Source organism: Agrobacterium vitis (assembly GCF_013337045.2).
Classification (GTDB): Bacteria; Pseudomonadota; Alphaproteobacteria; order Rhizobiales; family Rhizobiaceae; genus Allorhizobium; species Allorhizobium vitis_B.
Window position 1 is genome coordinate 774,576 of the sequence record NZ_CP118260.1, and the last position, 26,391, is coordinate 800,966.

The window sequence follows — 26,391 nt, forward strand, 5'->3', positions numbered from 1 at the left end:
ATAGTCCGGGCCTATATTTGGCACCGCACCGCAAGGAATAGTGGCGGGACGGGAGTTGGCGTGGTGGATGCTAAGGCGTTTTTTGGGCATTTCACCTCTTTGCTTTTTCGCATATTGTATATTAAAATAATATTGAAAATCAATGGTTTGTTGTTGATTGACAGAAATGGAAGTGACCTCTCTGTTTTATCTTGACTAATTAAATCATGTTTTTTAGTGTGCCCCGGAAATAAGGGGGGAATTCCACGGTTTCAATCTGGGATTTCAAGGCGAGCCCGACATGATAGCCAATATTTCGCAATCGACATGTGACGAACAGATAAAAACTGCCCTGATGAACAAGTCGAAACTCCTGGGGGCCGCGCGGCGGATTACCGGGTGTGCCTCCTTGGCGGAAGACATCGTTCAGGAAGTGCTTTTGCAACTTGTCGCAAAGCCATTGCCGCCGGATATTGCGGTCCCTGCATCCTATATGATGCGGATGGTGCGCAATCTCGCCACCGATCATATGCGTAGACTACGCTATGAGCGAGGCCTGTTTGCCGTTGAGGAAGAGGGTGACAACACTTCTGATTACGGCAGCCCTGAAGAGCATTTGCGCGAGGTGGAAGCCTATCAGGCCTTCTGCTGCACCATGGAGGCTATGCCAGCCCGAACCCGCAAATTCTACGAGGACCATTTTTTCGAAGGGGTGCCACAAAATATCATCGCCAGGCAGGCGGGTGTCTCCTGCGCTTTGGTTTGCGGGTTGCTGCGTGATGCCCATGCGCAATGCCTGGCTGCCATCTGCCCGGATGGGGTGGAATGCCGGGCCTCGAGCCGCAAAGGTAAACGCGATACGTTGCCGACGCCCCCACTAAACAAGGAGGTGCACCCGCTCTATTGCAATCGTTCGGCGGCTTGATGCCGGGAGGCCTTGACCGGGTTTACGGTCTTGCCGTTGCGGATTTCTGAAATGCGGGTGGTTTTTCTAGGCCCGCATTGTCAGCCTGAAACCGCAATGGCGCACCACGTTTTTACGATAAAAATAATTGAAAAGATGAGTGATTGCTGTGCTTGTTATAACCGAATTGACCGCCGACAAGGGCGAAATTTGCCGCGACGTCATGTCGGAACTGTCCGACTGGTTTACGGAACCCGCCGTGATTGATGCCTGCGCTGCAGCGGCCGAGACCTTGGCGATGTTCGGCTGCCTTGACGGTGACACTGTGGCCGGATTTGTCATGCTGAAACCGCATCTGCCCGATGCCGTGGAAATCGTGGCGATCGGTACCCGCCGGGCCTATCATCGCCAAGGCGCAGGCAGGCTGCTGTTGTCAGCGGCGGAGGATTTTGCCCGCAAAGCCGGTTGCCGACTGGTCACGGTCAAGACCCTGGCGCCGCGCGGCAAACAGGAACCGCAATACGATGCCACGCGCGCCTTCTACGACCGGAATGGATTTATTCGTGCCGAAGTGTTTCCCACTTTGTGGCACGAGGATCATCCGTGTCTGATGCTTGTGAAGCCTTTGGCAGACGGGGATTAGTCATCCCCAGCCGATGGGAATGTCTTGAAGTCGCCTTTCCCGGACAAACTCTAGCGACGGCCATCAGGCAGGGGGCAGAGGTCGCCACATCCGGGAACGCCCGGCAGGTTATAGCGCAGGCAGCAGACCTTGCGTTGAAAATGGTCCATGCCGCATTGGCGGCGGGCCAGTTTGATCATGCCAAACAGCGGGTTGCGACTGCCATCCGGCCAATGCTGGCCCGAGATGATCTCGATGGCCTCTTCCATCAGGTGCGGACCTGCCTGATTGCCGATTTCCTTGATGATCCAATTGAGATAGACGGCGACATTGTTCCACATTAGTTTTGGCGCAACGCCGCAATGCCCGGCAATCAGTGTAATCAGCGGCGCGGCGTGGTCGCGTAAGATCGCGTGGAGATCGTTTATCGCGGCGTCCTGGCCAGCGGGGCGGCCTGGGCCTGAAAGCACGAACGCTTTTGGTTCGGCTGTTTTTGGATCACAGACCAATGAGAGCTGGGAAAGCCCGAGTGATAATTGCCGCCGATGCACCAGACGGTGCACCGTGGGCGTAATCGTCAATATGCTGAAATAATAGAGCGTCCACATCGAAATAACCGCACGCCGATCAGCGTCGGGAAACTTGGACGTGTAGCGGGCTATGATATCGGCAAAGACATCCGGGTCGGCAAGCGAGGTGCAAGGGATAATCTCGGCATCGTCAGGCACCTCCAGCAGCAGCTTGCCCCGGCAAAAGGCAAAGCGGTCATCGCCCGGCATGTCGGGCGACCAGTCATCGTCGATGGGGGGCAGAACGCCACGCACCGACGGCCTGGACATCTGGATCGTTGATCCCATGGTTTTTTCCGCCGCTTGATCGATTGCTTGCTGCAACAAACCGCAGATTAGAACGCCGATTTCCAGGCGTCAAGAAAACATGATAATAATAATCATATTTATCATCGAGCAAGGCGATTTATGCGATTTCCTGCGCCGCCGTGCCTTTTGCCCGCATCCGGCGGCGATATTGGACCGGTTTTTCCATGAAACGGCGCTGGAATGCCTCGTAAAAGGTCGAGAGCGAGCCGAAACCGGATTCGTAGGCCACTTCGGTAATTGGCATGTCGGAGGAAATCAGCAGCGATTGGGCCGTATCCAGCCGGTGGCGGATGATCGCCTGGTTGATGGTGGTGCCCACCGCACGCTTGAACAGGCTCATGGCATAGTTGGGATGCAGACCGGCGGCGCGCCCGACATCCTCGGCAGAAATCGTGTCGGGTGCGTGTTCGCCGATGAAGCGCAGCATTTTTTCCACATGCAGCATCCAGCCCGCATCGCGCTGGCCAAGGCTTGCCAGCGCCGATCCTTGTTCGCGCAGGTCGCGCCAGCCGTCGCGCTCGATGCGCATCAGGCGGGCGGTCAGTTCGGAGCGGACGATCTCGATATCGCCTTCATCCCCGCCCAGCAATTCATCACGCCAGCGCAGAAAGATTTCCCGGTCCCAAGCCCGCAGGTGCAAAGCCTCGATGACCGCACCCCGAAACACCGAATCGCGAAACTGGCTCAGGCTGGCCAATCCCAGAAACACCGACATCGGCACATAAAGACAGATGAAGCGAGTGCCTTCCCGCCGGTCGATGACCTGATGGGGGATCATCCCCCAGAACAGGCAGAGCCTGCCTTCCGAAATCGTCAGCTCCCGTCCGTCGAACCAATAGGTCATCGCGCCTTCCAGAACGAAGTTCAGCTCGATCTGGCTGTGCATATGCGGCCCAGCCATCTTCTGGACGTCCATCAATTCCCCCGCGCAGAAGCTGTTATCGCCGAATACAACCAAGGGGTGGGCCGGATCGCGCTCGGGGTGTACAGGTGTTGCACCAAGTCTGTTGATCAAGGGAGGACGTCGAGCCATTTCACACCGAAAATCTTAGGATACCGGAATTCTAAGCCTGAATTTCGGAGGTAGATTGCGGCTTTCTGGCGCACGGTCAAGGCGCATTTGCAGGAGGCGGGCGCAAAGAAGCTGAAAGTTGCAGAGAGGGCAGGTTGTCTTGGGGCCGTTTGGCTAAGGCAAGACATCAGGCTGGAGATATAAAATGTGACAGCGACCTTGAATGCCTTCTGGAGGCGACAAGGTTACTGTCATACCGCAGACAATGATTCCGGGGAGGAATGTGATGATTTGTTTTAAAATGATGCCAAGCTTGGCGCTTGGCTACGCATTGACCATGTCAACGGCCTTTGCTGGTCAGATTGTGCTCAATTCCGATCAGTCGGACCCGACGCCGAAAAAGGCGATGGAAGAGCTGCTGAAGGATTTCCAGGCCGCCAATCCCGACGTGACCGTCAAATGGAATAATTTCGACCACGAGGGCTATAAATCCGCGATCCGCAACTTTCTGACGGCCGATGCGCCGGATGTGGTGTCCTGGTATTCTGGCAACCGCATGGCGCCCTTCGTCAAGGCTGGCCTGTTCGAGGATGTCAGCGATATCTGGGCCAAGGACGATCTCAACAATCAGTTGAAATCCGCCACCAAGTCGATGGAAATCGATGGCAAGAAATGGGGCATTCCCTATTCCACCTATCAATGGGGTATTTATTACCGCAAGGATATCTTCGCCGCTCAAGGCATTACGCCGCCCAAGACCTGGGCCGAGTTGCTGGCGGCCTGCGAAAAGCTGAAAAAGGCCGGCATTACGCCCTTTACCATTGGCACCAAGGCGCTATGGCCGACAGCAGGCTGGTTCGACTATCTCGACCTGCGCGTCAATGGCTATGAATTCCACATGGACCTGACCGCCGGAAAGGTGCCTTACACCGATCCGCGCGTCAAAGCGGTGTTTGAGAAATGGGCCGAATTGATCAAGCCCGGCTATTTCATTGCCAACCATGCCGCGCTCGACTGGCAGGATGCCATGCCGCAATTCGTGCAGGGCAAGGCGGCCATGTATTTGATGGGTAACTTTGCCGTTGCCCCGATGAAGGATGGCGGGTTGAAGGAAGAGCAGATCGGCTTCCTGCAATTCCCGGAAATCACCCCCGGCCTGCCGCGGGCGGAAGATGCGCCGACCGAATCCTTCCACATCCCCTCGGGCGCCAAGAACAAGACGGATGCGCGCAAGTTCCTGGCTTACCTCGCAAAGCCGGAAACTCAGACCAAGATGAACGCCACCCTTGGTCAGCTGCCGATCAACAACAAGTCGGAAAAATCCAGCGATCCGTTCCTGAGCGCTGGTTTCGACATGCTGTCGAGTGCTTATGCGCTGGCGCAATTCTATGACCGTGACGCGCCCGCCGATATGGCCAAGGCCGGCATGGAAGGCTTCCAGGAATTCATGGTCAAGCCTGACAAGGTCGATGCCATCCTGGCCCGCCTCGATAAGGTGCGCGCCCGCGTTTATAAATAATCGGTTCTCCCGACGGCCGGATGTCGCCCAAGTGGCATCCGGCCGGTATTTCAGTCACAGAACGGCTGGGATGCTCTGGCATCCTTGAGCCCTTGCATTAACGGAGGTGCTGCCGTGAGCACTGCTGCTCCTGTTTCATCCGGATTCTGGAAGCGTCACCAGCAACGCATTGCCCCCTGGCTGTTTCTGGCGCCCGGTCTGGTGATGTTTGTCATCTATGTCGTATTGCCGATTTTCCAGTCTGTCTGGATCAGCTTTCACGATTGGGACGGTATCGGCGAAAAAGTCTGGATCGGGCTTGGAAACTATCAGGAATTGCTCGGCGACGAGGCCTTTTACGTCTCCCTGGAAAACAACCTGATCTGGCTGGTGCTCTACCTTCTGGCCATTCCCGGCGGATTGGCGGTGGCGCTGTTTCTCAACCAGACGGTTACCGGTATTCGACTTTATAAGTCGTTGTTTTTCTTCCCCTTCGTCATCAGCCAGGTCGTGGTCGGCCTGATGTTCACCTGGTTCTATGCGCCGAATTTCGGGCTGTTTTCCGTGCTGATCAAGCATCTGACCGGGCTGGATTTCGCGGTTCTGGCCGATGAGCGGTTCGTCACTTATGGCATTATCGTCGCTGGCCTTTGGCCGCAGACCGCCTATTGCATGATCCTCTATCTGACCGGTCTCAACAACATCAATCCAGAGCAGGTGGAAGCCGCCCGCATGGATGGCGCCAAGGGCTGGTCGCTGCTCAAAAACATCATCCTGCCGCAACTGGCACCCGCCACCTTCATTGCCATGGTGGTGACGGTGATTGGCGCGCTGCGCTCCTTTGACCTCGTGTCGATCATGACGGCTGGCGGCCCCTATGGTTCTAGCCGGGTGCTATCCTATTACATGTATGAGGAAGCGCTGTCGGAATACGGGTTCCGCATGGGCTATGGCGCGGCCATCGCCGTCGTCCTGTTCCTGATCATGATGGTGTTCATCACGCTGTTCGTCGTGCGGATGATCGGCCAGGAAAGGAATACCTGATGTTTCCGACCCCGATCCAGAAGGCCTCGCCGATTGTCCGGTTCGGCTATAATCTCGTTCTGCCTGTCGCGCTGGTTCTCTGGCTGTTGCCCTTGCTGGGCGTGGCGCTGACCTCCGTGCGTCCTGCGGGCGATCTGGCCGCTGGCAATTATTTCGGCATTCCCTCCGGCTTTGCCGGCGTCGAAAACTATTCCGCGGTGTTTCAGAATTCACCGCTGGGCTGGTACATCCTCAATTCCTTCAAGATCACCATTCCAACCGTGATCGGTGCGGTCGCGCTCTCCTGCCTGACCGGGTTTGCACTGGCGACCTATAAGTTCAAGGGCAATATCGTTCTGTTCTGCCTGTTCGTTGCCGGTAATTTCATTCCCTTCCAGATCCTCATGGTGCCGGTGCGCGACATGACGCTGAAAATGGGGCTGTATGATACAGTCACCGGCTTGGTGCTGTTTCATGTCGCCTTCCAGACCGGCTTTTGCACGCTGTTCATGCGCAACTTCATCAAGGGCCTGCCGTTTGCGCTGATCGAATCGGCGCGGGTCGAGGGCGTGTCGGAATGGCGGATCTTTCGCTATATCGTGCTGCCGCTGATGCGGCCCGCCATTGCGGCGCTGTCGGTGCTGGTCTTCACCTTTGTCTGGAACGACTATTTCTGGGCCACGGTTCTGGTGCAGAGCCAGGCCGCCATGCCTGTCACGGCGGGGCTTTATTCGCTGAACGGCCAATGGGTCGCCGCCTGGAACCTGGTTTCCGCCGGATCGATCGTCGCGGCTTTGCCACCGGTCGCCATGTTTTTCCTGATGCAGCGGCATTTCATCGCCGGGCTGACACTTGGAGCAACCAAGGGATGAATGATATTGTAAAGATTGGCGCGAACGGGCTTGTTTTGAGCCTGCGGATGCCGGAAATCGGCATGCCTGAAATTATCGGCTTTGGCCAGACATCCGTTTCCGGCTCGGCTTTGTCCGAGGTCGAGCGCTCCAGCCGCATCAACGGCATGGATGATGCGGTGCCTTCCGCGGTGCTGTTGCCGGTGGGCGGCATGGGGTTTTTCGGCTGGCCTGCCATTGCCGGTCATCGATCCGGCCACGATTTCATCCTGCAATTTGCCGATTGGACGGTGGAAAAGACCGGGCGGATCACGCTGCTTTGCGCTCAGGATGCTGTGGCGGGCATGGCGATCACGTTGCGTTTCGAAACCTTCCCGTCTGGCGTGATCGGCGTCTCCACCGACATCAAGAATATCGGCAGTGAGGATTACATCCTGGACCGCTGCATGGCAGCGAGCTTTCCGATAGAAGGCGGGCAGGTCGATGTGGTCAGCTTTACCGGCATGTGGGGCCGCGAATTCCAGATCCGGCGCGAGAGGTTGGGAACGGGCCTTTGGGCGCAGGAAAGCCGCCGGGGCCGCACCTCCCATGACCGCTTTCCGATGCTGACAATCGAAGGCGAGGCGCAGAGCTTCGGCGTGGCGCTGGGTTGGAGCGGCAACCACCAGATCGTCATTGATCGGCTGGACGATGGCCGCCGCCTTGTGCATCTCGGCGAAGTCTTCGAGCCGGGCGAAACGATCCTTGCGCCGGGCGAGAGCTATCGCAGTCCGGTGGCCTATGCCGGTGCGGATCGGGCGGCGTTCCATGCCTTTGTCCGCGATGATCTCATGCATTGGCCTGATGGTGCGATGTCGCCGCGTCCGGTGACCTTGAATACCTGGGAGGGCAATTACTTTGACCACCAGATGCAATCGCTGAAGGCGCAGGGGACATCCGCCGCCGAACTTGGCATCGAGCGTTTCGTGCTGGATGACGGCTGGTTTGGCAAGCGTGACGACGACACGACCAGCCTTGGCGATTGGGACATCGACGCCCGCAAATATCCCGAGGGTCTGTCGCCGCTGGTCGATCACGTCACCGGCCTTGGCATGCAGTTCGGCATCTGGTTCGAGCCGGAAATGATCAACCCGGTCTCCGCCCTCTATGATTTGCATCCCGACTGGGTCTTGCAGGTCAAGGGCCGCCCTTTGCTGACATCCCGCAACCAGCTGGTGCTGGATCTGACGCGGCCAGAGGTGAGCGATTATCTGTTTGAGAAGATCGACGCGGTGCTGGCCAATCATGCTGTCTCCTATATCAAATGGGACATGAACCGCGACCTGACCCATGCGGGTGGACGCGACGGGCGGGCGAAAATTTCCACCCAGACCCGCGCCGTCTACACATTGATGGACCGGGTGCGGGCAGCCCATCCGCAGGTGGAGATCGAAAGCTGTGCCTCCGGCGGTGGCCGGATCGATTACGGTGCGCTTGCCCGCACCCACCGGGTTTGGACCTCCGATTGCACCGATGCGCTGGAGCGGCTGGAAATCCAGCGTGGTGCCTCGGTTTTCGTGCCACCGGAAGTGCTTGGCAGCCATATTTCAGCCTCGCCAAACCACCAGACGGAGCGTCGTCACACGCTGGCCTTCCGGGCGCTGGTGGCAATGGCCTATCACCTTGGCGTCGAGTTGAACCCGCTGGAACTGGAAGGCGAGGAACGCGCTGAGCTGAAAAACTGGATTGCCATCCACAAGCGGCTGCGGCCCCTGCTGCATGCGCCAGGCGCCAATTTCTCCAAGGAGCCGCGTGACGGACGGTATGTCTGGGGTGCGGCGGACAGCAAGCGCATCGCCGTCTTCGTTGCCCAAGGCCCGCAAATGGTGGGCGAACAGCCGGAGCCGCTGACCCTGCCTGATGGTGTGACCTGCATCGGCGGACGTTGGAGGGTTGCGGCCACGCATCCGGCCTTACCGAATTTCATTCGTATATCCGAAGGGCAGAAGCGCCTGTTGGCTGGCAAGGTCACGTTTGACCTTGCCGATCTCAAGCTTGGCGGCTTGCCGCTGCCGATGCTGCGGCCAGAGAGCGCGATGCTGCTGGAACTGGAACCTGTTGAGGGAGGAGACCACCATGGCTGATGTAAGCCTGCGGGGCGTCAAGAAACAATTCGGCGCGCTGAGCGTCATCAAGGGCGTCGATCTCGACGTCAAGGACGGCGAGTTCTGCGTGTTCGTCGGCCCGTCCGGCTGCGGCAAGTCCACCCTGCTGCGGATGATTGCCGGGCTGGAGGAGATCACCTCCGGTGGGCTGACGATTGGCGGCAAGGATATGACCCGGATCGGCCCGTCTGAGCGCGGTGTTGCCATGGTTTTCCAGTCCTATGCGCTTTACCCGCATATGACGGTGCGCGACAATATCGGCTTTGGCCTGAAGATGACCGGCCATCCCAAGCCGATGATTGAGGCACGGACCAAAAAGGCCGCCGAGCTGCTGCAACTGGATGCGCTGATGGAGCGCAAGCCGGGTCAATTATCTGGTGGCCAGCGCCAGCGTGTCGCCATTGGCCGCGCCATCGTGCGTGAACCGGAAGTCTTCCTGTTCGATGAGCCGCTGTCCAATCTGGATGCCGCCCTTCGGGTGCAGATGCGCACCGAATTGTCCAAGTTGCATCAGGATCTGAAGGCGACGATGATCTACGTCACCCATGACCAGGTGGAAGCCATGACCATGGCCGACAAGATCGTCGTGCTATCGGCTGGCCTGATCGAGCAGGTCGGCACACCGCTGGAGCTTTATCATCGCCCCAATAACCTGTTTGTCGCAGGCTTTATCGGCTCACCAAAGATGAATGTCCTGCCCGTGACCGTCGCGCCTGCGGACGGTGGCAAAGTGGTGGTGACGCTGGCCGATGGCGCGGCGATCACGCTTGATGCGCAGGGCAAGGCAATCAGCCCGGGCAAGATGACGCTTGGCATTCGCCCCGAGCATATCGATGCGACGGGCAAGGGTGATCTCGTTTTGTCGCGGCCGGTGCGGTTGGCCGAATATCTCGGCTCCGAAACCCTGTTTTTCGTCACTCTGGCCGATGGCACCGAACTATCCGTCAAGGCGGACGGCTTGGCGACGGCCAAGCCGGGCGAAACCCTGTCTATCGGCATTCCCGCCGCTGCCTGCCACCTGTTCGATTCCTCGGGCAAGGCTGTGATCAACGGGGACCTGACACGATAATGCTGGGCGTTTGCTATTATCCTGAACATTGGCCGGAGAGCCAATGGCAAATCGATGCGCAAAACATGCGCAAGCTTGGCATTTCCTATGTGCGGATCGGCGAATTCGCCTGGTCGCGGTTGGAGGCAAGGCGGGGCCAGTTCACCTTCGAATGGCTGGACCGGGCCATCGATATTCTGCATGCGGCGGGCCTGAAGGTGGTGCTTGGCACCCCGACCGCCACACCGCCGAAATGGTTGATGGACGAGCATCTCGACATTGCGCCCTATGATGCCGACGGGACTGTGCGCGGCTTCGGCTCGCGCCGCCATTACAGTTTTTCCAGCGAAATCTGGTGGGCCGAGAGCGCTCGAATCGTTGAAGTCATCGCCAAGCGCTACGGCACCCATCCGGGCATAGCCGGCTGGCAGACCGATAACGAATATGGTTGCCACGACACCACGGTGTCCTGGGGGCCTGACGACCTGAAGGCCTTCCGCCGCTGGTTGCGGATGCGCTATCAGACCACTGACCAGCTCAACGAGGCCTGGGGATCGGTGTTCTGGTCGATGGAAGTCAACAGTTTCGATGAGGTCGAGCTGCCCACCCGCACCGTGACCGAGCCGAATCCGGCGCAGCGGCTGGATTTCTGGCGCTTCTCCTCCGATCAGGTGGCCGCCTATGATAAAATGCAGGTGGACATCATCCGCAAGCATTCACCGGGCCGCTGGATTACCCATAACTTCATGGGCTTCATCAATGATTTCGATCATTTCCAGGTTGGCGACAATCTCGATCTCGCCAGCTGGGACAGCTATCCGATTGGTTTCGTTGAAAAATTCCCATTTACCGAAGACGAGCGCGATCGTTGGGCGGAGACCTCCCATCCCGATATCGCGCCCTTCCATCATGATCTCTATCGTGGTGTTGGCCGTGGCCGGTTCTGGGTGATGGAGCAGCAGCCTGGTCCTGTGAACTGGGCGCCCTGGAACCCTGTGCCCAAGCCGGGCATGGTCAGGCTGTGGACCTGGGAAGCGCTGGCGCATGGGGCCGAGGTGGTCAGCTACTTCCGCTGGCGCCAGGCACCGTTTGCGCAGGAGCAGATGCATGCAGGGCTCAACCTGCCGGGGCTGGATGAATGGTCGGTCGGTGGGCTGGAAGCCCATGCCGTGGCTGGCGAACTGGCAGCGCTTGGCGATTTGCCAGAGAGTGTTCAGGCACCTGTGGCCCTGGTCTATGACTATGCCAGCTATTGGGCGACGACGATCCAGCCGCAGGGCCGGGATTTCCGCTATGAAGAATTGGCGTTCCGCTGGTACGAAGCAGCTCGCCGACTGGGGCTAGACGTGGATTTTGTGCGTCCCGGTGCCGATCTGTCCGGTTATAAACTGGTGCTCGTTCCCTGCCTGATGCAGGTTAACGAGGCAGCGCTTGCGGCCTTTAAAAGCACCGATGCCGTCGTGTTGTACGGCCCGCGCACCGGTTCACGCGACGAAAAATTCCGTATTCCGGACAATCTGCCGCCCGGCCCATTGGCTCCTTTGACCGGCACGCGCCAAACCCAGGTCGCCTCGCTGCGGCCCGGTCTTGGTGATAGCGTTTCAGGCACGGTTTCGGGCCGGGCCATCCGCTGGCGGGAATATCTGGAAACGACGGCAACCGTAATCGCCACATTCGAAAACGGCGATCCGGCCCTGACGTGCCAGAACGGCCACCACTATCTGGCCTGCTGGCCCGACAAGGCGTTGCTGTCTTCAACGCTGGCGGTGCTGGCAGAAAAGGCCGGTCTCGAAACCCTTGTTTTGCCGGAGCATATCCGCATCCGCCGCCGTGGCTGCCTGACCTTCGCCTTCAACTATGGGGCTGAGGACTGGACCATTCCGGCATCCGGCGCGTTCCTATTGGGTGGCCCTGTGCTCAAGCCGCAACAATTGGCGGTTTGGGGCTGATTGTCAGGGCTTGATTGCTGATATTGTCGAGGCAATGCGTCTCCTTCGCAAGGAGGCGCATAGTGCCATGCTTGGGCTTATTTGGCACGTTGACACCTCGGAAGAAGGCCGAGCAGGACGGAGCAGACAGTCCTAACAGTTTCAGCAGTTTTCACGCTTATTATTGAAACTCCCGCGCCATCCCAGCAAGATCGTCCCAGAGGCTCTCGGCAAAGCCGCGCATCACCAGAAGCTCAAACTGGTCCTCACCCGTGCGGCAGAGATTGACGGCGATGTGACCGATCAGGGTCGTCGTTGCCGCACCGATTGCGAAGTAATCGGGGTGAAGATCAAGGGCCGTACCTTTGGCCAAAACGTGGCGTACGGGTGCGCCGCTGATGCGGATCAGCACCCGACCGTGACTTTGATCGACAAGAAAGACTGTTTGGCCAAAGGCCGCCGTAGCTTGATCGGCACTGGCAGGCCCGACGGCAAACCATTGGCCGGGTCCCGCATTGCGCAGATCAAAGCCTTGCGGGGGTATTGGCGCGACATCGCCAGGCTTGCCCAGCACATGCAGAATGGTTGCGTCGAACATGGTTTCCAGCGTTAGAACACCAAACCGCTCCACCGCCTTGGTGGCGAGTGCTGGACGGCGAACAAGGTGGAAATCGGTCAAGACAGAGTCAGGAAGAGCGTTCTCAGGCATGGAGCTTCTCATTGTTTGGATCAACAAAAACCGGGCTCACCAACTGGGCGGGGGTAAACTCGTTGCGCAACCCATTCCACACCAACACCTCTTCACCATGGCGAGCGGCGCCGCCTTTCACCAGCGCAAGGCCAATGGTGGAGCCAACATGCGGTGAGAAACAAGAAGACGTGACATAGCCTTGATCGTTCTCCAGTGTTGGGTCAGCATCCTTGTTCAGAATATGCGCGCCTGTTTTGAAAGAGGTCTTGGCATCTAAAGGCATGACGCCCACAAGCTGCGGACGGTCTGGCGCAATAAGCGCTTCCCTATTCAGCATATGCTTGCCGATAAAATCGGGCTTGGTGGCGCTGACCATTTTGCCAAAGCCGAGGTCGGCAGGCACCACCGTGCCATTGATTTCATTGTGGGTGACGTGGCCCTTTTCTATACGCAGCACCGATAGCGCTTCAATGCCGTAAGGCTGAATTCCATGCTCTTTGCCCGCCTCCATCACTGCATCCGCGACGCTTTCACCAAAATCGGCAGGCACCGCCAATTCGAATGCCAGTTCACCGGAAAATGAGATGCGGAAGAGGCGCCCCTTCAACCGACCACCCAAGAGGGACACATCCTTGGCGGCGAGATAGGGGAAAGCTTCATTGGAAATGTCTTCATCAACCAGCCTTTGCAAAATGGCGCGCGATTTTGGCCCAGCCACCGCCATTTGCGCCCATTGATCGGTCACAGACGCAAGCCGCACATCCAGTTCCGGCCAATGCACTTGGGCGCAGAATTCCAGATGGTTCATCACGCCCGCCGCATAGGCTGTGGTGGTGGTCATGAAATAACGGTTTTCGTCCATGCGGCTGGTGGTGCCGTCGTCATAGATGAAGCCATCTTCTCGCAGCATCAGCCCATAGCGGGCCTTGCCGGCGGGTAGTTTCAGGAAGGCGTTGCAGTAAACACGGTTCAAAAACTCCGCCGCATCCGGTCCGCAAATCTCGATTTTGCCGAGCATGGAGACATCGCAAATCCCGGCATTGGTTCGAACGTTTTTGACCTCGCGGTCCACGCTTTCGCGCCAGCCAGTCTCGTCGGCCTGTGGAAACCATGCCGAGCGATACCACAGGCCTGTTTCCACAAAAGTAGCGCCATTCTTCGCTGCCCAATCGTGCAAGGGTGATTTGCGCACCGGCTGAAAATGCTTGCCATGCGATGTGCCTGCCAGCGCCCCGAACGACACAGGCGTATAGAAGGGCCGAAACGTCGTTGTTCCAACATCGGCAGGCGATACGCGCCGGGCTTCCGCCAACAGCCCGATGGCATTCACGTTGGAGAGCTTGCCCTGATCGGTCGCCATGCCATTGGTGGTGTAGCGCTTGGCAAGCTCCACATGGCCATAGCCTTCCTGCACTGCAAGGCCCAGATCCTTGGTATGTACGTCGTTTTGGAAGTCCACAAAGGCCTTGGTTTTTATGCCGGGAATAGACCAAACTGGCTTGGCTGGCATCGGTGGATAGTGTTCCTCGACAGTTGGAACGGGTGCTTTTGCCGCAACGTATCCGTTCTCCTCTCCCCCTTGTGGGGAGAGGTCCATCGAGCGCAGCGGAGGGGGAGTGAGGGGTTTTGCGCCAAAGCCCAAGACATCCAAAAGAGCCGCCACTTTGGCCTGCGCATCCGCCATGCAAGCAGCAATCCCAAAGACACCGGACGCTGAACCCGCCAAAACCAGCTTGTTCAAGTTCTCCGGAGCCAAAAAGGCCGAATGCTCATCTGACCAGCGCGGCTTGCCACCCCGGTGGCAGGCAAGGTGAATGATCGGCGAGAACCCGCCCGACATGGCGAGACTATCCACCTCAAGCCGTTCCAACTGGCCTTCGCGCCAGAGATCAAGCCCCTCGACAGATTTTCCACCATGGACATTGCTAACCAAACCGCCGCGCACCAATCGCGCCTTGCCCTGATAGGCAATGGTTGCATCGCGTCGGCTATCGATCAGGGTCGTAACGCTAACGCCTGCGGCTTCAAGGTCCGCCGCCAGCGCATAGCCGCTGTTATTGGTGGTGAAAATGGCTGTCTTCTTGCCGGGCGCGACGCCATAATGGTTGAGATAGCGGCGCATGGCCCCGGCCATCATCACACCGGGTATGTCATTGCCGCCAAACACCAGCGGGCGCTCTTCGGCACCCGTGGCCAAAATGGCTTTCTTTGCCGCAATGCGCCACAGGCGCTCCACCGGGCGGTTGGCCGCAGGGCGAGCGAGATGTTTTTGCACGCGCTCAACGGCACCGAAGACATTGCCATCGTACCAGCCAAACGCTGTGGTGCGGGCGAGGATTTGCACATTGGGCAGGCTTTCCAGCTCTGCATTTATGGTCGTGACAAAATCAGAGGCAGCAACACCATTGATCAACGCTGTCTCGGCCAGAAGGCCGCCGCCAATCTCCGCCTGCTCATCCAGAAGAATAACCCGCGCACCCGCACGGCCAGCGGCCAGAGCCGCCATCAAACCGCTTGCGCCTGCGCCAATCACCAGTAGGTCACAATGCGCCCAGCATTTTTCATAGGTGTCTGGATCGGCCTCATAGCTTGCCTTGCCGAGTCCGGCGGCCTTGCGGATCACCGGCTCATAGAGCTTTTCCCAGAACTTTGCTGGCCACATGAAGGTTTTATAGTAGAAGCCCGCACTGAGAAATGGCGACAGCAGGCTGTTGACCGCACCAATATCGTGCTCAAGGCTTGGCCAGCGGTTTTGGCTGGTTGCTTCCAACCCGGCGTAAAGCTCCTGCATGGTGGCGCGTGTGTTTGGCTCGGTGCGCCCGCCTCGGCCTATGGTCATCAGGGCGTTGGGCTCGGCGGCACCGGCCGTGAGAATGCCACGCGGACGGTGATATTTGAAGCTGCGGCCCACCAATTGCTGGCCATTGGCCAGAAGCGCAGACGCCAGCGTATCGCCCGCAAAACCGCTCATGGCTTTGCCGTCAAAGGTGAAGGGAAGCGCGGTTTTGCGATCCACCAGACCGCCGCTTTTCAGACGATAGGATGTCATGCGCTGACCCCTTTGCGTGTTGATGCATCAAAGCTTGCGGAAATCTCGTGGGTGGCTGTGTCGCGGCACACAACAATCCAGCGACGGCAGCCGGATGTGTGGTGCCAGTATTCTTCATAGGCTCCGCGGGGATTGTCTCGCAGGTAGACGTAATCATGCCATACGTCAGGGCCAGCATCGGCGGCGGGGCGGGCTAATGCTGCACCCTTGACGGTGTATTCTTCTTTGGGTCTTGGCCCGCAATGGGGGCAGGGAATGAGGCTCGCCATAATCAGAATCCTTAGAGTTTGTCAGGGAAAAGTGGTCACCGGTTTTCCCGAAAAGACAAACGACAACAAAAGAATCTAGAGTTTGTCTGGTTCAATCTGAACCTGACAGACTCTAGTGAAGGTTCGGCTGGGCACCCTGGCCCTTTTCATCGAGAATGTGGCCGCGTTCAAACCGATCCAGCCGGAAGGCGCGCGCCGTTTCATGGCTCTCGCCCTTGGCGATCAGATGGGCAAAGCAATAGCCCGAGGCAGGCGTGGCCTTGAAGCCGCCATAGCACCAGCCGGAATTGAGATAGAGATTGTCCAGATGCACCTTGTCGATGATCGGCGAGCCATCCATGCTCATATCCATCACCCCGCCCCACGAGCGCAGCACCCGGATGCGCGACAGCGCCGGAATCATCGCCTTGCCCGCTTCCGCCACATGCTCGACGGTGGCGAGATTGCCGCGCTGGGCGTAGGAATTATAACCATCAATATCGCCGCCAAACACCAGTCCGCCCTTATCCGATTGCGAAACGTAGAAATGGCCCGCGCCAAAGGTGACAACGCAATCGATAAAGGGCTTTAGTCCCTCCGAGACAAAGGCTTGCAGCACATGGCTTTCCATCGGCAATTTCAGCCCCGCCATCTCAGCCACGCGGGATGAATTGCCCGCCGCCGCCAGTGCCAGCTTGCCACAGCCAATAAAGCCACGGGTGGTTTCCACGCCCACCGCCTTGCCGTTCTCGCGACGGATGCCAGTGACTTCGCAGTTTTGAAGAATGTCCACGCCGTGGCTATCCGCACCACGGGCATAGCCCCAAGCCACAGCATCATGGCGCACCGTGCCGCCGCGTCGCTGCATCAAGCCGCCTTGAATAGGAAAGCGGGCGTTGTCGTAATCAAGAAATGGCAGCATGGCTTTGATGGCGTCGCGGTCCAGCAATTCGGCATCCACGCCGTGCAGGCGCATGGCATTGCCGCGCCGTGTATAGGCATCGCGCTGGGCATCGGAATGGTAGAGATTGACCACGCCGCGCTGAGAGACCATGGCGTTGAAATTGAAATCCTGCTCCAGCCCTTCCCACAGCTTCATGGAGAATTCGTAGAAAGGATTGTTGCCCGGTAGCAGATAATTGGAGCGGATGATGGTGGTGTTGCGACCAACATTACCGGAGCCGATATAGCCCTTTTCCACCACGGCGATATTTTTGATGCCGAAGGTTTTGGAAAGGTAATAGGCCGTGGCAAGACCATGGCCGCCACCGCCGACAATCACCACATCATAATGCGGCTTTGGCTCCGGTTGTCGCCAATGGGCGGCCCAGTTTTTATTGCCGCGAAGACCGTTCAGAAAAATCGACAAAGCCGAATAGCGCATGATGCCCGCTCGTTTCAGGATTTGGTGGACGGGGGATGGTTGGTGACCACCCAACATTGTTTGAAACACTAGATGTTTGGCACCAATTCAAATTGCACATTGAAGACATTTAAAGATATAAATGGGACATGAGCGAAAACTCCACCACCCAGACCTATGGCTTCATCCTGACACCGAATTTTGCGCTGATGTCCTTCTCATCGGCCACCGAGCCGCTGCGCGCCGCCAATCTACTGGCGCAAACGCCGCTCTATGCGATAAGGCCGCTCTCCATGCGGGGCGAGGCTGTGCGCTGTTCGGCGGGCTTTGATATTCCCTGCGGAGATTTGGCCTTGGAAGGTGGGAACTGCCACACACTGTTTGTGGTCGCGGGCGGCAATCCGATAGACTGGATAAGTACCAGCGACCTTCATGCGACGTTGCGCAAACTCTCTCGCCAAGGGGTTCGCATTGGTGGCATTTCCAGCGGGGCCTATGTGCTGGCGCAAGCGGGTCTTTTACAGGAGCGGGATTTTACCATCCACTGGGAACATGCACCTGCGCTTCGAGAAGCGTTCCCTGACCTAGCTCCACGCCAAGCCCGTTATGTGCTTGATGGCGATAGGCTGACCTGCGGCGGTGGCGTTGCCCCGCTGGATATGATGCATGCCCTGATTGGCGAGCGGATGGGGCCGGAATTTGCCCGCCGGGTCAGCGATTGGTATCTGCACACAGCCGTGACTGATGCAAGCGCGCCGCAGCGTGGTTCATCGGTGGAGCGTTTTGGCACCCATCATCCGGCGCTTGTCACGGCATTGGAAAAGATGGAAGCGACACTGGAAAACCCGCTGGATCGGCAAGCGATTGCGCGGCTGGTAGGCATCACGCCCCGGCATCTGGATCGGTTGTTTGCCAGCCATATGGGGGCGAGCTTTCAAGATACCTACCGCCGTATGCGGCTTTCCCATGCCCGCAAATTGCTGGAGCAAAGCCCACTGTCACTGTCGGAAATTGCCTTTGCCACAGGCTTTTCCAGCGCATCGCATTTTTCACGGGCGTTCAAACAGCAGTTTGGCATTCAGCCAAAATCGGTTAGATCGTAAGATCACGAACTGTTGTAGGCACGGATTAAGGGGCAGGCATGGCCAAGAGTGAGACAAAGGCAGCAAAAGCGGCCAAAGCAATATTGGCGCAAGACCCCCATGCTGTGCGCGAACCACGGGCCAACAATCTGGAAATGGCCATTGGCCATGAAGTGCGCACGTTTCGGAAAAAACTGGGCATCACGGTGGCCGATCTGGCGACGGCCACGGGCATGTCGGTTGGCATGTTGTCGAAGATTGAAAACGGCAATATTTCCGCCTCGCTCGGGACGCTGCAATCGCTCTCCAAGGCACTCGGCGTGCCGATGACTGCATTCTTCAAAGGCTATGAAGAGCCGCGCAGCGCAAGCTTTGTCAAAGCCGGTGAAGGCGTGAACCTGGAGCGGCGCGGCACCCGTGCGGGGCATCATTACAGCCTGCTTGGCCACATCGAAAACAACACATCCGGCGTGGTGGTTGAGCCTTATCTGATCACGCTCAACACCGAATCCGATGTGTTTCCCACCTTTCAGCATGAGGGCATGGAGTTTCTCTACATGCTGGAGGGCGAGGTGGTCTATCGCCATGGCGAGAGCCTCTACCGGATGCAGCCAGGTGACAGCCTGTTTTTTGATGCCGACGCCCCGCATGGCCCCGAAGAACTGGTGACACTGCCCGCTCGCTATCTTTCCATCATTTCTTACCCGCATCAAAAATAATTGCCTTACAGGAAAAATTTATTCTTAAAGATTGATTTTATCGCAGCCGCCTGTTAGCCATTGTCCAACGACAAATGGAGAGGCTGACCATGTGCGGCATTGTTGGATTGTTCCTGAAAGACAAGAGCCTTGAACCTCAGCTGGGAGCCATGCTCTCGGATATGCTGATCACCATGACCGATCGCGGCCCCGATTCTGCGGGCATTGCGATTTACGGTGCGGGAGAAAAAGGCAAGGCGAAAATTACCATTCAATCACCGGAGCCTTCGGTGGATTTTGCAGGCCTTGATGCTGACCTCACCAAGGCTGGCATTCCGGCACAAGTGACGGTGAAAAGCACTCATGCGGTGATTGATATTGATGCGGCAAAGCTTGGCGACATTCGCGGTGTTTTGAGCGAAATTCGACCCAATGTCCGCATTATGGGTTCGGGTGAAAGCGTTGAGATTTTCAAGGAAATCGGCCTTCCGAAAGATGTTGTCGCCCGCTTTGATGTGCGTTCCATGGGGGGCAGCCATGGCATTGGCCACACGCGCATGGCCACGGAAAGTGCAGTGACCACGCTGGGCGCGCATCCGTTTTCCACGGGGGCCGATCAGTGCCTTGTGCACAATGGCTCGCTCTCCAACCACAACAATTTGCGCCGCGAACTGATCCGTGAAGGCATCACTTTTGAGACTCAGAACGACTCTGAGGTGGCCGCCGCTTACCTCACAGCAGAAATGGCCAAGGGCAAGGATCTGGGGCAGGCGTTGACGGGTGCACTCGATGATCTCGATGGCTTTTTCACCTTCGTGGTTGGCACCAAATCCGGTTTTGGCGTGGTGAGAGACCCGATTGCCTGCAAGCCTGCTGTCATGGCCGAGACGGACCAATATGTGGCTTTTGGCTCTGAGTATCGGGCGCTGGTCAATTTGCCGGGTATCGATACGGCCCGCATCTGGGAGCCAGAGCCAGCCACCGTTTACTTCTGGGACCACGAGAAAGCAGCCTGAGAGTCTGTCCCATAATCGCCGCTGGCGGGCTGCAAATGGCAATTTCTGCGCTTCCGGTGCTCACGTACTTGAGTACGCTCCGCTCCGGTTCTCGAAATCACCATTTTCGCCACGCCATCGACAATTCTTGAACAGACACCAGCTTGAGGGATTTATAATGCCAGTCTTCGATCTTTCCCAAACCCCGCTGCGCGAGCTGAACAGTGCTTTGCATGCCGTGACCTCCGGGGCCAATGACACCAATTTTGAAATCATCAATCCACGCGGTCATCATGCCGTAGCGGTGGGTATTGATAGCCCCGTGACTGTCGAGGTGAAAGGGTCGGTGGGCTATTATTGCGCTGGTATGAATGATGGCGGCACTGTCACTGTGCATGGCTCTGCTGGTCCGGGTGTGGCCGAAAACATGATGTCCGGCACCGTGATTATTGAAGGCGATGCCAGCCAATATGCCGGGGCCACGGGCCAAGGCGGGTTGCTGGTCATCAAGGGCAATGCGGCCTCGCGTTGCGGCATTTCCATGAAGGGTATTGATATTGTCGTGCAAGGCAATATCGGCCACATGTCAGCCTTCATGGGGCAATCCGGCCATCTGGTGGTGTTGGGTGATGCGGGTGAAGCGCTGGGCGATTCACTCTATGAGGCCAAACTGTTTGTGCGCGGCACGGTGAAGAGCCTTGGTGCAGATTGCATCGAAAAACAGATGAAGCCCAAACATTTGGAAAAGCTGGCGGAGCTTCTGACGAAAGCCGGAATCACCAATGTGAAGCCCGAAGAGTTCAAGCGCTACGGCTCTGCCCGCAAGCTTTACAATTTCAACATTGACAACGCAGACGCCTACTAAGGCAAGGGGTAGAAGACCAATGAGCTATCATAATCCCAATACCCCGCCGCGCAAATCCGCGACCTTTGATGATTACACGCTGGCGGAAATTCGCCGCGCTGCCGCCACTGGTATCTATGATATTCGCGGCGCAGGCACCAAGCGCAAAGTGCCGCATTTTGATGATCTGCTGTTTCTCGGGGCCTCGATTTCGCGCTATCCGCTGGAAGGCTACCGCGAGAAGTGTGATACATCCGTGGTGCTTGGCACGCGCTTTGCCAAAAAGCCCATTCATCTGAAAACGCCCATTACCATTGCAGGCATGAGCTTTGGTGCGCTTTCCGGCAATGCCAAGGAAGCCTTGGGCCGTGGTGCGACCATTGCCGGAACCTCCACCACGACAGGTGATGGCGGGATGACCGACGAAGAGCGCGGCCACAGCCAAACGCTGGTCTATCAATATCTTCCATCACGCTATGGCATGAACCCGAAGGATTTACGCCGCGCCGATGCCATTGAAGTGGTGGTTGGCCAAGGCGCCAAGCCCGGCGGCGGCGGTATGTTGCTGGGCCAGAAGATTTCTGACCGCGTGGCCAATATGCGCAACCTGCCCAAGGGTATCGATCAGCGCTCGGCCTGCCGCCACCCGGATTGGACGGGGCCGGATGATCTGGAAATCAAAATTCTGGAGCTGCGCGAAATCACCAATTGGGAAAAGCCGATCTATATCAAGGTTGGCGGCGCGCGGCCCTATTACGACACAGCGCTGGCCGTGAAAGCAGGAGCCGATGTGGTGGTGCTCGACGGCATGCAGGGCGGAACGGCAGCGACGCAGGATGTGTTTATTGAAAATGTCGGGATGCCGACACTGGCCTGTATCCGCCCCGCCGTTCAGGCTTTGCAAGACCTTGGTATGCATCGCAAGGTGCAGTTGATCATTTCTGGCGGTATTCGCTCTGGCGCGGATGTCGCCAAAGCTTTGGCACTGGGTGCTGATGCCGTGGCCATTGGCACGGCAGCGCTGGTGGCCATTGGCGATAATGACCCGAAGTGGGAAGCAGAATATCAAAAACTCGGCACCACTGCTGGCGCTTATGATGATTGGCATGAGGGCAAAGACCCGGCAGGCATTACAACACAAGACCCGGAATTGATGAAGCGACTTGATCCGGTTCTGGCTGGTCGCCGTCTGGCCAATTACCTCAAGGTGATGACGCTGGAAGCGCAGACCATTGCCCGCGCCTGCGGCCATAACCGTCTGCACAATCTGGAGCCGGAAGATTTGGTGGCTCTGACGATGGAAGCCGCCGCCATGGCGCAGGTTCCCTTGGCTGGCACCAATTGGTATCCCGGCAAAGCCGGTTTCTGAAATACCAAGGCCGTATTCTCCTCCCAGGGATGCGGCCTTTCCTTTCAACATGTGTCTCAATCCATAAAAACAGGGGAACGACGTGACACAGGACCTTGCACAATTCGCCGTTGAGCGCGGCATCAAATATTTCATGATCAGCTATACCGACCTGTTTGGCGCGCAACGTGCCAAGCTGGTGCCTGCCCAAGCCATTGCCGATATGCAAAAGGATGGCGCAGGCTTTGCAGGCTTTGCCACATGGCTCGACCTCACCCCCGCCCATCCCGATCTGTTTGCCGTGCCGGATGCCTCTTCCGTGATCCAATTGCCATGGAAAAAAGACGTGGCATGGGTGGCCGCCGATTGCGTGATGGACGACAAGCCGGTGGAGCAGGCTCCGCGTGTGATGCTGAAAAAGCTGGTGGAGGAAGCCGCAAGCATGGGCCTTCGGGTCAAGACCGGGGTTGAGCCGGAATTTTTCCTGATCTCTGCCGACGGCAAGACCATTTCTGATGAATTCGACACTGCCGAAAAGCCTTGCTACGACCAACAAGCCTTGATGCGCCGCTATGATGTGATTGCTGAAATCTGCGATCACATGCTGGAACTGGGCTGGAAACCCTATCAAAACGACCATGAAGACGCCAACGGCCAGTTTGAGATGAACTGGGAATATGATGACGCGCTGAAAACCGCCGACAAACATTCCTTCTTTAAGTTCATGGTCAAATCGGTGGCCGAGAAGCATGGTCTGCGGGCCACCTTCATGCCAAAGCCGTTCAAGGGCCTCACGGGCAATGGCTGCCACGCCCATATCTCGGTCTGGGATAATGACGGCAAGGTCAATGCTTTTGCCGATAAGGCCATGCCGTTTGGCCTGTCTGCCAAGGGCAAAACCTTCCTTGGCGGCATTATGAAACATGCTTCTGCACTGGCTGCTGTGACGAACCCAACCGTCAATTCCTACAAGCGCATCAATGCACCACGCACGGTTTCCGGCGCCACATGGGCACCCAACACCGTGACATGGACTGGCAATAACCGCACCCATATGGTGCGCGTGCCGGGTCCGGGTCGGTTTGAACTGCGCCTGCCCGATGGCGCGGTGAACCCGTATCTGCTTCAGGCCATCATCATTGCCGCTGGCCTGTCTGGCCTCAAAACCAATGCCGATCCCGGTCCGCATTACGACATTGATATGTACCGCGAAGGCCATACGGTGACGGACGCGCCGAAGTTACCGCTGAACTTGCTGGATGCGTTGCGCGCCTATGAAGCCGACACCGCGCTGCAACAGGCATTGGGAATTGAGTTTTCAGCAGCCTATCTCAAGCTCAAGCATGGGGAGTGGACAAGCTATTGCTCACAATTCACCCCATGGGAGCACCAGACAACACTGGACATTTGACCAGATGTGTATCCGGGGGCAGCGTCGCCCCCGGCTTTCGAATTAAAGCGTTGCCGTTGTCTGACGGCTGGCAAGTTCCTCTATTCCAGCCTTCGCCTCGATCCCGTCGCCTTTCAGAGTCAGATAGACGCCGAGCCCAAAGGCGAGGGCGGCGATGAACAGCAGGTAATAGGCATGTGCCATCGGGTTGATCGGTAGCAGGCTGGCCACCGCAATCGGCGTCAATCCGCCGAAAATCGCGTAGGAGACATTGTAGGAAAACGACAGGCCGGTGAAGCGGACAGGTGCGGGAAAGGCGCGCACCATCACATAAGGCACGGCCCCGACGATGCCCACGGAAAGGCCCATCACGGCATAGAGCACAAACAGAACCGGAACCGAAACGCTTGCATAGGTGTAGAAGGCAAAGGTCGCGGCGGCTAAAAATACGCTCCCAACCATTAAAAACCGCCCGGAGCCGAATTTATCGACAATTGCGCCTGATGCCGCTGTGCTGAAAATCAGGAACAATGTGCCGAAACTGGTGGCGGATAGCGCAATCTGTGCACTGTAACCATAGAGTTTTTGCAGGAGCGTGGCAGTCATCAGCGTGGTGACCACGAGGCAGGCGGCGAGCACCCAGGTCAAGGCCATGGAAATGATGACGGCAGCTGGATAATCGCGCAGCACGGTTTTCAGCGGCAGTTCCATCACCGTCGTCCGCGCCTGACGCATCTCGGCAAAAACAGGGGTTTCCTGAAGCCAGCGGCGCAGGTAGACGGCGACAAGGCCGAAGAAGCCGCCGAGGAAGAACGGGATGCGCCAGGCATAGGCGGCGACATCTTCCGGCGTGAACATCGAGTTGATGACGGTTGCGATCAACGAACCCAGCAGAATGCCGAGCGTCAGCCCGGAGCAGAGAAAGCCGCAGGCAAAGCCGACCCGGCGAAACGGCACATGCTCCGACACGAAGGTCCAGGCCCCCGGCACTTCGCCACCGATGGCAACGCCCTGCAACAGCCGCATGACGATCAGCAGCACGGGTGCGGCAATGCCGATGGAGGCATAGGTGGGCATGGCGGCCATGCCGAGGGTGGAGAGCGCCATCAGCAGAATGGAGAAGGCAAAGACTTTCTTGCGGCCAAACACATCACCGAAATGGGCCAGGATCAACCCGCCCAGGGGGCGAACCAGATAGCCGGCAGCAAAGATGCCGAAGGTCTGGATCGTCACCAGCCAGTCCGGCATGTTGGCCGGGAAGAACAGCTTGCCAATCACGCCCGCGAAAAACACGAAGATGATGAAATCGTAGAATTCCAAGGCCCCGCCCAAGGCTGAAAGCCCGAGTGTGCGAAAATCTGCCCGGGTAAGCTGACGGGGAGGCGATGCCGGAGTGCTGATGGGGGACATGATCCTGCCTTGCGAAAAAACTATCCAGTTTGGTCGCCGATTATGCACCGGATTTCAAGGTGCTGAACAGGATTTACACGTGAAGGGTGAGAGAATAGGTTTAGCAAGGCCCCGCAGCGAAGGGATTGCCCATCAGGATCGAGGCGTCCACCTCTGAAATCAGCCGCTTGCCGCAAAGCGCCATGCTGATATCAAGCTCCCTGGCGATGATCTCCAAGGCGCGCTGCACGCCAGCCCGTCCATCCGCACCAAGCCCGTAGAGAAAAGGTCGGCCGATATAGGTTCCCTTGGCGCCCAGGGCCAAGGCCTTCAATACGTCCTGGCCAGAGCGGATGCCGCCATCGATATGCACTTCGATCCGGTCTCCCACCGCCTCGACAATCGAGGCCAGCATGGAGATTGACGAGGGCGCGCCATCCAGTTGCCGGCCACCATGGTTGGAAACGATAATCGCATCCGCCCCGCTATCGGCTGCGGCGCGGGCGTCCTCCACATCGAGAATGCCCTTGAGGATCAATTTCCCGCCCCAGCGCTCCTTGATCCAGGCGACGTCGCTCCAGGACAATTTCGGATCGAACTGTTCCGCCGTCCACGCTGTCAGCGAAGACAGGCTGGAGACGTTCTTGGCATGGCCGATAATATTGCCGAAATGACGCCGCCGCGTATTGGCCATGCCGATGCACCATTGCGGCCTGGTTGCCATCTGCCAGATGTGTTTCGGAGTGAATTTCGGCGGCGCCGACAGGCCGTTGCGCAGGTCCTTGTGGCGCTGTCCAAGGATTTGCAGATCGAGCGTCAACACCAGTGCCGAGCAATGGGCAGCCTTGGCACGGTCGATCAGGCTATGGACGAAATCGCGGTCCTTCATCACGTAAAGCTGGAACCAAAAGGGGCGGCGCGTATGAAGTGCAACATCCTCAATCGAGCAGATGCTCATGGTGGACAGCGTGAAAGGCACGCCGTAAGCTTCCGCTGCTTCCGCCGCGAGAATTTCCCCATCGGCATGTTGCATGCCGGTCATTCCGGTCGGCGCAAGCGCCACAGGCATGGTGACAGGCTCACCGATCATCGTGCTTGCCAGCGACCGCTCCGTCATATCGACCAGAACCCGTTGTCGCAGCTTGATGCGGGCAAAATCACTCTCGTTGGCGTGGTAAGTGCTTTCGCTCCAGGAGCCGCTATCGGCATAGTCGAAGAACATTTTCGGGACACGGCGCTTTGCCTGGCGTTTCAGGTCATCGATTGTCAATGCTGTGGGCATGGCACCTTGTCCTTCGATATCTACGTAATGTTTTGGACATGGTGTGCGGCCAAATTTCGGCGCTTGCAAGGGAAGAGTAGCCATTCCAAAAGAGGACCGCCCAGATTGCTGGACGGCCTTTAAAC

22 protein-coding genes are annotated in these 26,391 nt (G+C 57.8%); 14 read left to right on the plus strand and 8 right to left on the minus strand.

Going from position 1 to position 26,391, the window contains the following annotated elements; all coding sequences use genetic code 11:
• Nucleotides 1-280 precede the first annotated feature (280 nt).
• Complete coding sequence (locus G6L01_RS21285; protein ID WP_071205758.1) at nucleotides 281-904, plus strand: sigma-70 family RNA polymerase sigma factor; 624 nt, start codon at nucleotides 281-283, stop codon at nucleotides 902-904.
• A gap of 202 nt (nucleotides 905-1,106) precedes the next feature.
• Nucleotides 1,107-1,526 carry a GNAT family N-acetyltransferase gene (locus tag G6L01_RS21290; protein ID WP_143116613.1) on the plus strand — a complete coding sequence of 140 codons (420 nt, stop codon included), beginning with the start codon at nucleotides 1,107-1,109 and terminating at the stop codon, nucleotides 1,524-1,526.
• A gap of 50 nt (nucleotides 1,527-1,576) precedes the next feature.
• Here G6L01_RS21290 and fhuF read toward each other — a convergent pair whose 3' ends face one another.
• Both fhuF and G6L01_RS21300 read right to left on the minus strand, forming a co-directional pair.
• The gene (gene fhuF / locus G6L01_RS21295; RefSeq protein ID WP_070165559.1) at nucleotides 1,577-2,362 is read right to left on the minus strand and encodes a siderophore-iron reductase FhuF; all 786 of its coding nucleotides are present in this window, start codon (nucleotides 2,360-2,362) and stop codon (nucleotides 1,577-1,579) included.
• A gap of 118 nt (nucleotides 2,363-2,480) precedes the next feature.
• Complete coding sequence (locus G6L01_RS21300) at nucleotides 2,481-3,416, minus strand: helix-turn-helix domain-containing protein (RefSeq protein WP_156584131.1); 936 nt, start codon at nucleotides 3,414-3,416, stop codon at nucleotides 2,481-2,483.
• A gap of 265 nt (nucleotides 3,417-3,681) precedes the next feature.
• On the opposite strand from G6L01_RS21300, the gene G6L01_RS21305 reads away from it, so the two are divergent.
• From G6L01_RS21305 to G6L01_RS21330, 6 genes are all read left to right on the plus strand, one after another.
• Nucleotides 3,682-4,914: an ABC transporter substrate-binding protein gene (locus G6L01_RS21305; RefSeq protein ID WP_070165567.1), complete on the plus strand. Its 1,233-nt coding sequence runs from the start codon at nucleotides 3,682-3,684 to the stop codon at nucleotides 4,912-4,914.
• A 114-nt stretch (nucleotides 4,915-5,028) separates the two neighbouring features.
• Nucleotides 5,029-5,937 (plus strand): carbohydrate ABC transporter permease, encoded by a 909-nt coding sequence (locus tag G6L01_RS21310; protein ID WP_070165569.1) that lies wholly within the window; start codon nucleotides 5,029-5,031, stop codon nucleotides 5,935-5,937.
• Nucleotides 5,937-6,788 (plus strand): carbohydrate ABC transporter permease, encoded by an 852-nt coding sequence (locus G6L01_RS21315; RefSeq protein ID WP_070165571.1) that lies wholly within the window; start codon nucleotides 5,937-5,939, stop codon nucleotides 6,786-6,788. Before G6L01_RS21310 ends, G6L01_RS21315 begins: the two co-directional genes overlap by 1 nt.
• Nucleotides 6,785-8,890: an alpha-galactosidase gene (locus G6L01_RS21320; protein WP_070165573.1), complete on the plus strand. Its 2,106-nt coding sequence runs from the start codon at nucleotides 6,785-6,787 to the stop codon at nucleotides 8,888-8,890. The genes G6L01_RS21315 and G6L01_RS21320 overlap by 4 nt, the downstream gene beginning before the upstream one ends.
• Entirely contained in the window at nucleotides 8,883-9,980 is a 1,098-nt protein-coding gene (locus G6L01_RS21325) for an ABC transporter ATP-binding protein (protein WP_070165575.1), read from the plus strand. The genes G6L01_RS21320 and G6L01_RS21325 overlap by 8 nt, the downstream gene beginning before the upstream one ends.
• Nucleotides 9,980-11,908 (plus strand): beta-galactosidase, encoded by a 1,929-nt coding sequence (locus tag G6L01_RS21330; protein WP_071205762.1) that lies wholly within the window; start codon nucleotides 9,980-9,982, stop codon nucleotides 11,906-11,908. The genes G6L01_RS21325 and G6L01_RS21330 overlap by 1 nt, the downstream gene beginning before the upstream one ends.
• Nucleotides 11,909-12,068: 160 nt before the next feature.
• On the opposite strand, the gene G6L01_RS21335 is transcribed toward G6L01_RS21330, so the two are convergent.
• From G6L01_RS21335 to G6L01_RS21350, 4 genes are all read right to left on the minus strand, one after another.
• The gene (locus G6L01_RS21335) at nucleotides 12,069-12,596 is read right to left on the minus strand and encodes a sarcosine oxidase subunit gamma (RefSeq protein ID WP_081344091.1); all 528 of its coding nucleotides are present in this window, start codon (nucleotides 12,594-12,596) and stop codon (nucleotides 12,069-12,071) included.
• The gene (locus G6L01_RS21340; RefSeq protein ID WP_070165579.1) at nucleotides 12,589-15,627 is read right to left on the minus strand and encodes a sarcosine oxidase subunit alpha; all 3,039 of its coding nucleotides are present in this window, start codon (nucleotides 15,625-15,627) and stop codon (nucleotides 12,589-12,591) included. Before G6L01_RS21340 ends, G6L01_RS21335 begins: the two co-directional genes overlap by 8 nt.
• Nucleotides 15,624-15,896, minus strand: a complete 273-nt coding sequence (locus tag G6L01_RS21345; protein ID WP_081344092.1) for a sarcosine oxidase subunit delta — start codon at nucleotides 15,894-15,896, stop codon at nucleotides 15,624-15,626. The genes G6L01_RS21340 and G6L01_RS21345 overlap by 4 nt, the downstream gene beginning before the upstream one ends.
• A 112-nt stretch (nucleotides 15,897-16,008) precedes the next feature.
• Entirely contained in the window at nucleotides 16,009-17,259 is a 1,251-nt protein-coding gene (locus G6L01_RS21350) for a sarcosine oxidase subunit beta family protein (protein ID WP_070165580.1), read from the minus strand.
• A gap of 128 nt (nucleotides 17,260-17,387) precedes the next feature.
• Here G6L01_RS21350 and G6L01_RS21355 point away from each other — a divergent pair, with 128 nt between their 5' ends.
• From G6L01_RS21355 to glnT, 6 genes are all read left to right on the plus strand, one after another.
• Nucleotides 17,388-18,341, plus strand: coding sequence for a GlxA family transcriptional regulator (locus G6L01_RS21355; protein WP_070165581.1), 954 nt, complete (start codon nucleotides 17,388-17,390; stop codon nucleotides 18,339-18,341).
• 38 nt (nucleotides 18,342-18,379) lie between these two features.
• Complete coding sequence (locus G6L01_RS21360) at nucleotides 18,380-19,039, plus strand: helix-turn-helix domain-containing protein (RefSeq protein WP_070165582.1); 660 nt, start codon at nucleotides 18,380-18,382, stop codon at nucleotides 19,037-19,039.
• An 89-nt stretch (nucleotides 19,040-19,128) separates the two neighbouring features.
• Complete coding sequence (locus G6L01_RS21365) at nucleotides 19,129-20,034, plus strand: class II glutamine amidotransferase (RefSeq protein ID WP_070165584.1); 906 nt, start codon at nucleotides 19,129-19,131, stop codon at nucleotides 20,032-20,034.
• A 157-nt stretch (nucleotides 20,035-20,191) separates the two neighbouring features.
• The gene (locus G6L01_RS21370) at nucleotides 20,192-20,878 is read left to right on the plus strand and encodes a GltB/FmdC/FwdC-like GXGXG domain-containing protein (protein ID WP_070165586.1); all 687 of its coding nucleotides are present in this window, start codon (nucleotides 20,192-20,194) and stop codon (nucleotides 20,876-20,878) included.
• A gap of 19 nt (nucleotides 20,879-20,897) precedes the next feature.
• The gene (locus tag G6L01_RS21375; RefSeq protein WP_070165588.1) at nucleotides 20,898-22,226 is read left to right on the plus strand and encodes an FMN-binding glutamate synthase family protein; all 1,329 of its coding nucleotides are present in this window, start codon (nucleotides 20,898-20,900) and stop codon (nucleotides 22,224-22,226) included.
• A gap of 82 nt (nucleotides 22,227-22,308) precedes the next feature.
• A complete protein-coding gene (gene glnT, locus G6L01_RS21380) occupies nucleotides 22,309-23,616 on the plus strand; it encodes a type III glutamate--ammonia ligase (RefSeq protein WP_070165590.1) in 1,308 nt (435 codons plus the stop codon).
• Between the two features lie 42 nt (nucleotides 23,617-23,658).
• Here the strand turns inward: glnT and G6L01_RS21385 are convergent, their stop codons facing one another.
• Together G6L01_RS21385 and G6L01_RS21390 are read right to left on the minus strand one after the other, a co-directional pair.
• The gene (locus tag G6L01_RS21385) at nucleotides 23,659-25,005 is read right to left on the minus strand and encodes an MFS transporter (RefSeq protein WP_070165591.1); all 1,347 of its coding nucleotides are present in this window, start codon (nucleotides 25,003-25,005) and stop codon (nucleotides 23,659-23,661) included.
• 100 nt (nucleotides 25,006-25,105) lie between these two features.
• Nucleotides 25,106-26,266 carry an alpha-hydroxy acid oxidase gene (locus tag G6L01_RS21390; protein ID WP_070165593.1) on the minus strand — a complete coding sequence of 387 codons (1,161 nt, stop codon included), beginning with the start codon at nucleotides 26,264-26,266 and terminating at the stop codon, nucleotides 25,106-25,108.
• Nucleotides 26,267-26,391: the final 125 nt, after the last annotated feature.

Bases quoted from the DNA above. Each gene is read 5' to 3' on its own strand.
- G6L01_RS21350 (WP_070165580.1), bottom strand. From the start codon at position 17,259: ATGCGCTATTCGGCTTTGTCGATTTTTCTGAACGGTCTTCGCGGCAAT.
- G6L01_RS21300 (WP_156584131.1), bottom strand. From the start codon at position 3,416: ATGGCTCGACGTCCTCCCTTGATCAACAGACTTGGTGCAACACCTGTA.
- G6L01_RS21390 (WP_070165593.1), bottom strand. From the start codon at position 26,266: ATGCCCACAGCATTGACAATCGATGACCTGAAACGCCAGGCAAAGCGC.
- G6L01_RS21285 (WP_071205758.1), top strand. From the start codon at position 281: ATGATAGCCAATATTTCGCAATCGACATGTGACGAACAGATAAAAACT.
- G6L01_RS21345 (WP_081344092.1), bottom strand. From the start codon at position 15,896: ATGGCGAGCCTCATTCCCTGCCCCCATTGCGGGCCAAGACCCAAAGAA.
- G6L01_RS21340 (WP_070165579.1), bottom strand. From the start codon at position 15,627: ATGACATCCTATCGTCTGAAAAGCGGCGGTCTGGTGGATCGCAAAACC.
- G6L01_RS21320 (WP_070165573.1), top strand. From the start codon at position 6,785: ATGAATGATATTGTAAAGATTGGCGCGAACGGGCTTGTTTTGAGCCTG.
- G6L01_RS21305 (WP_070165567.1), top strand. From the start codon at position 3,682: ATGATTTGTTTTAAAATGATGCCAAGCTTGGCGCTTGGCTACGCATTG.
- G6L01_RS21360 (WP_070165582.1), top strand. From the start codon at position 18,380: ATGGCCAAGAGTGAGACAAAGGCAGCAAAAGCGGCCAAAGCAATATTG.
- G6L01_RS21330 (WP_071205762.1), top strand. From the start codon at position 9,980: ATGCTGGGCGTTTGCTATTATCCTGAACATTGGCCGGAGAGCCAATGG.
- G6L01_RS21385 (WP_070165591.1), bottom strand. From the start codon at position 25,005: ATGTCCCCCATCAGCACTCCGGCATCGCCTCCCCGTCAGCTTACCCGG.
- G6L01_RS21375 (WP_070165588.1), top strand. From the start codon at position 20,898: ATGAGCTATCATAATCCCAATACCCCGCCGCGCAAATCCGCGACCTTT.
- G6L01_RS21315 (WP_070165571.1), top strand. From the start codon at position 5,937: ATGTTTCCGACCCCGATCCAGAAGGCCTCGCCGATTGTCCGGTTCGGC.
- G6L01_RS21335 (WP_081344091.1), bottom strand. From the start codon at position 12,596: ATGCCTGAGAACGCTCTTCCTGACTCTGTCTTGACCGATTTCCACCTT.
- G6L01_RS21290 (WP_143116613.1), top strand. From the start codon at position 1,107: ATGTCGGAACTGTCCGACTGGTTTACGGAACCCGCCGTGATTGATGCC.
- G6L01_RS21355 (WP_070165581.1), top strand. From the start codon at position 17,388: ATGAGCGAAAACTCCACCACCCAGACCTATGGCTTCATCCTGACACCG.
- G6L01_RS21370 (WP_070165586.1), top strand. From the start codon at position 20,192: ATGCCAGTCTTCGATCTTTCCCAAACCCCGCTGCGCGAGCTGAACAGT.
- G6L01_RS21325 (WP_070165575.1), top strand. From the start codon at position 8,883: ATGGCTGATGTAAGCCTGCGGGGCGTCAAGAAACAATTCGGCGCGCTG.
- fhuF (WP_070165559.1), bottom strand. From the start codon at position 2,362: ATGGGATCAACGATCCAGATGTCCAGGCCGTCGGTGCGTGGCGTTCTG.
- G6L01_RS21365 (WP_070165584.1), top strand. From the start codon at position 19,129: ATGTGCGGCATTGTTGGATTGTTCCTGAAAGACAAGAGCCTTGAACCT.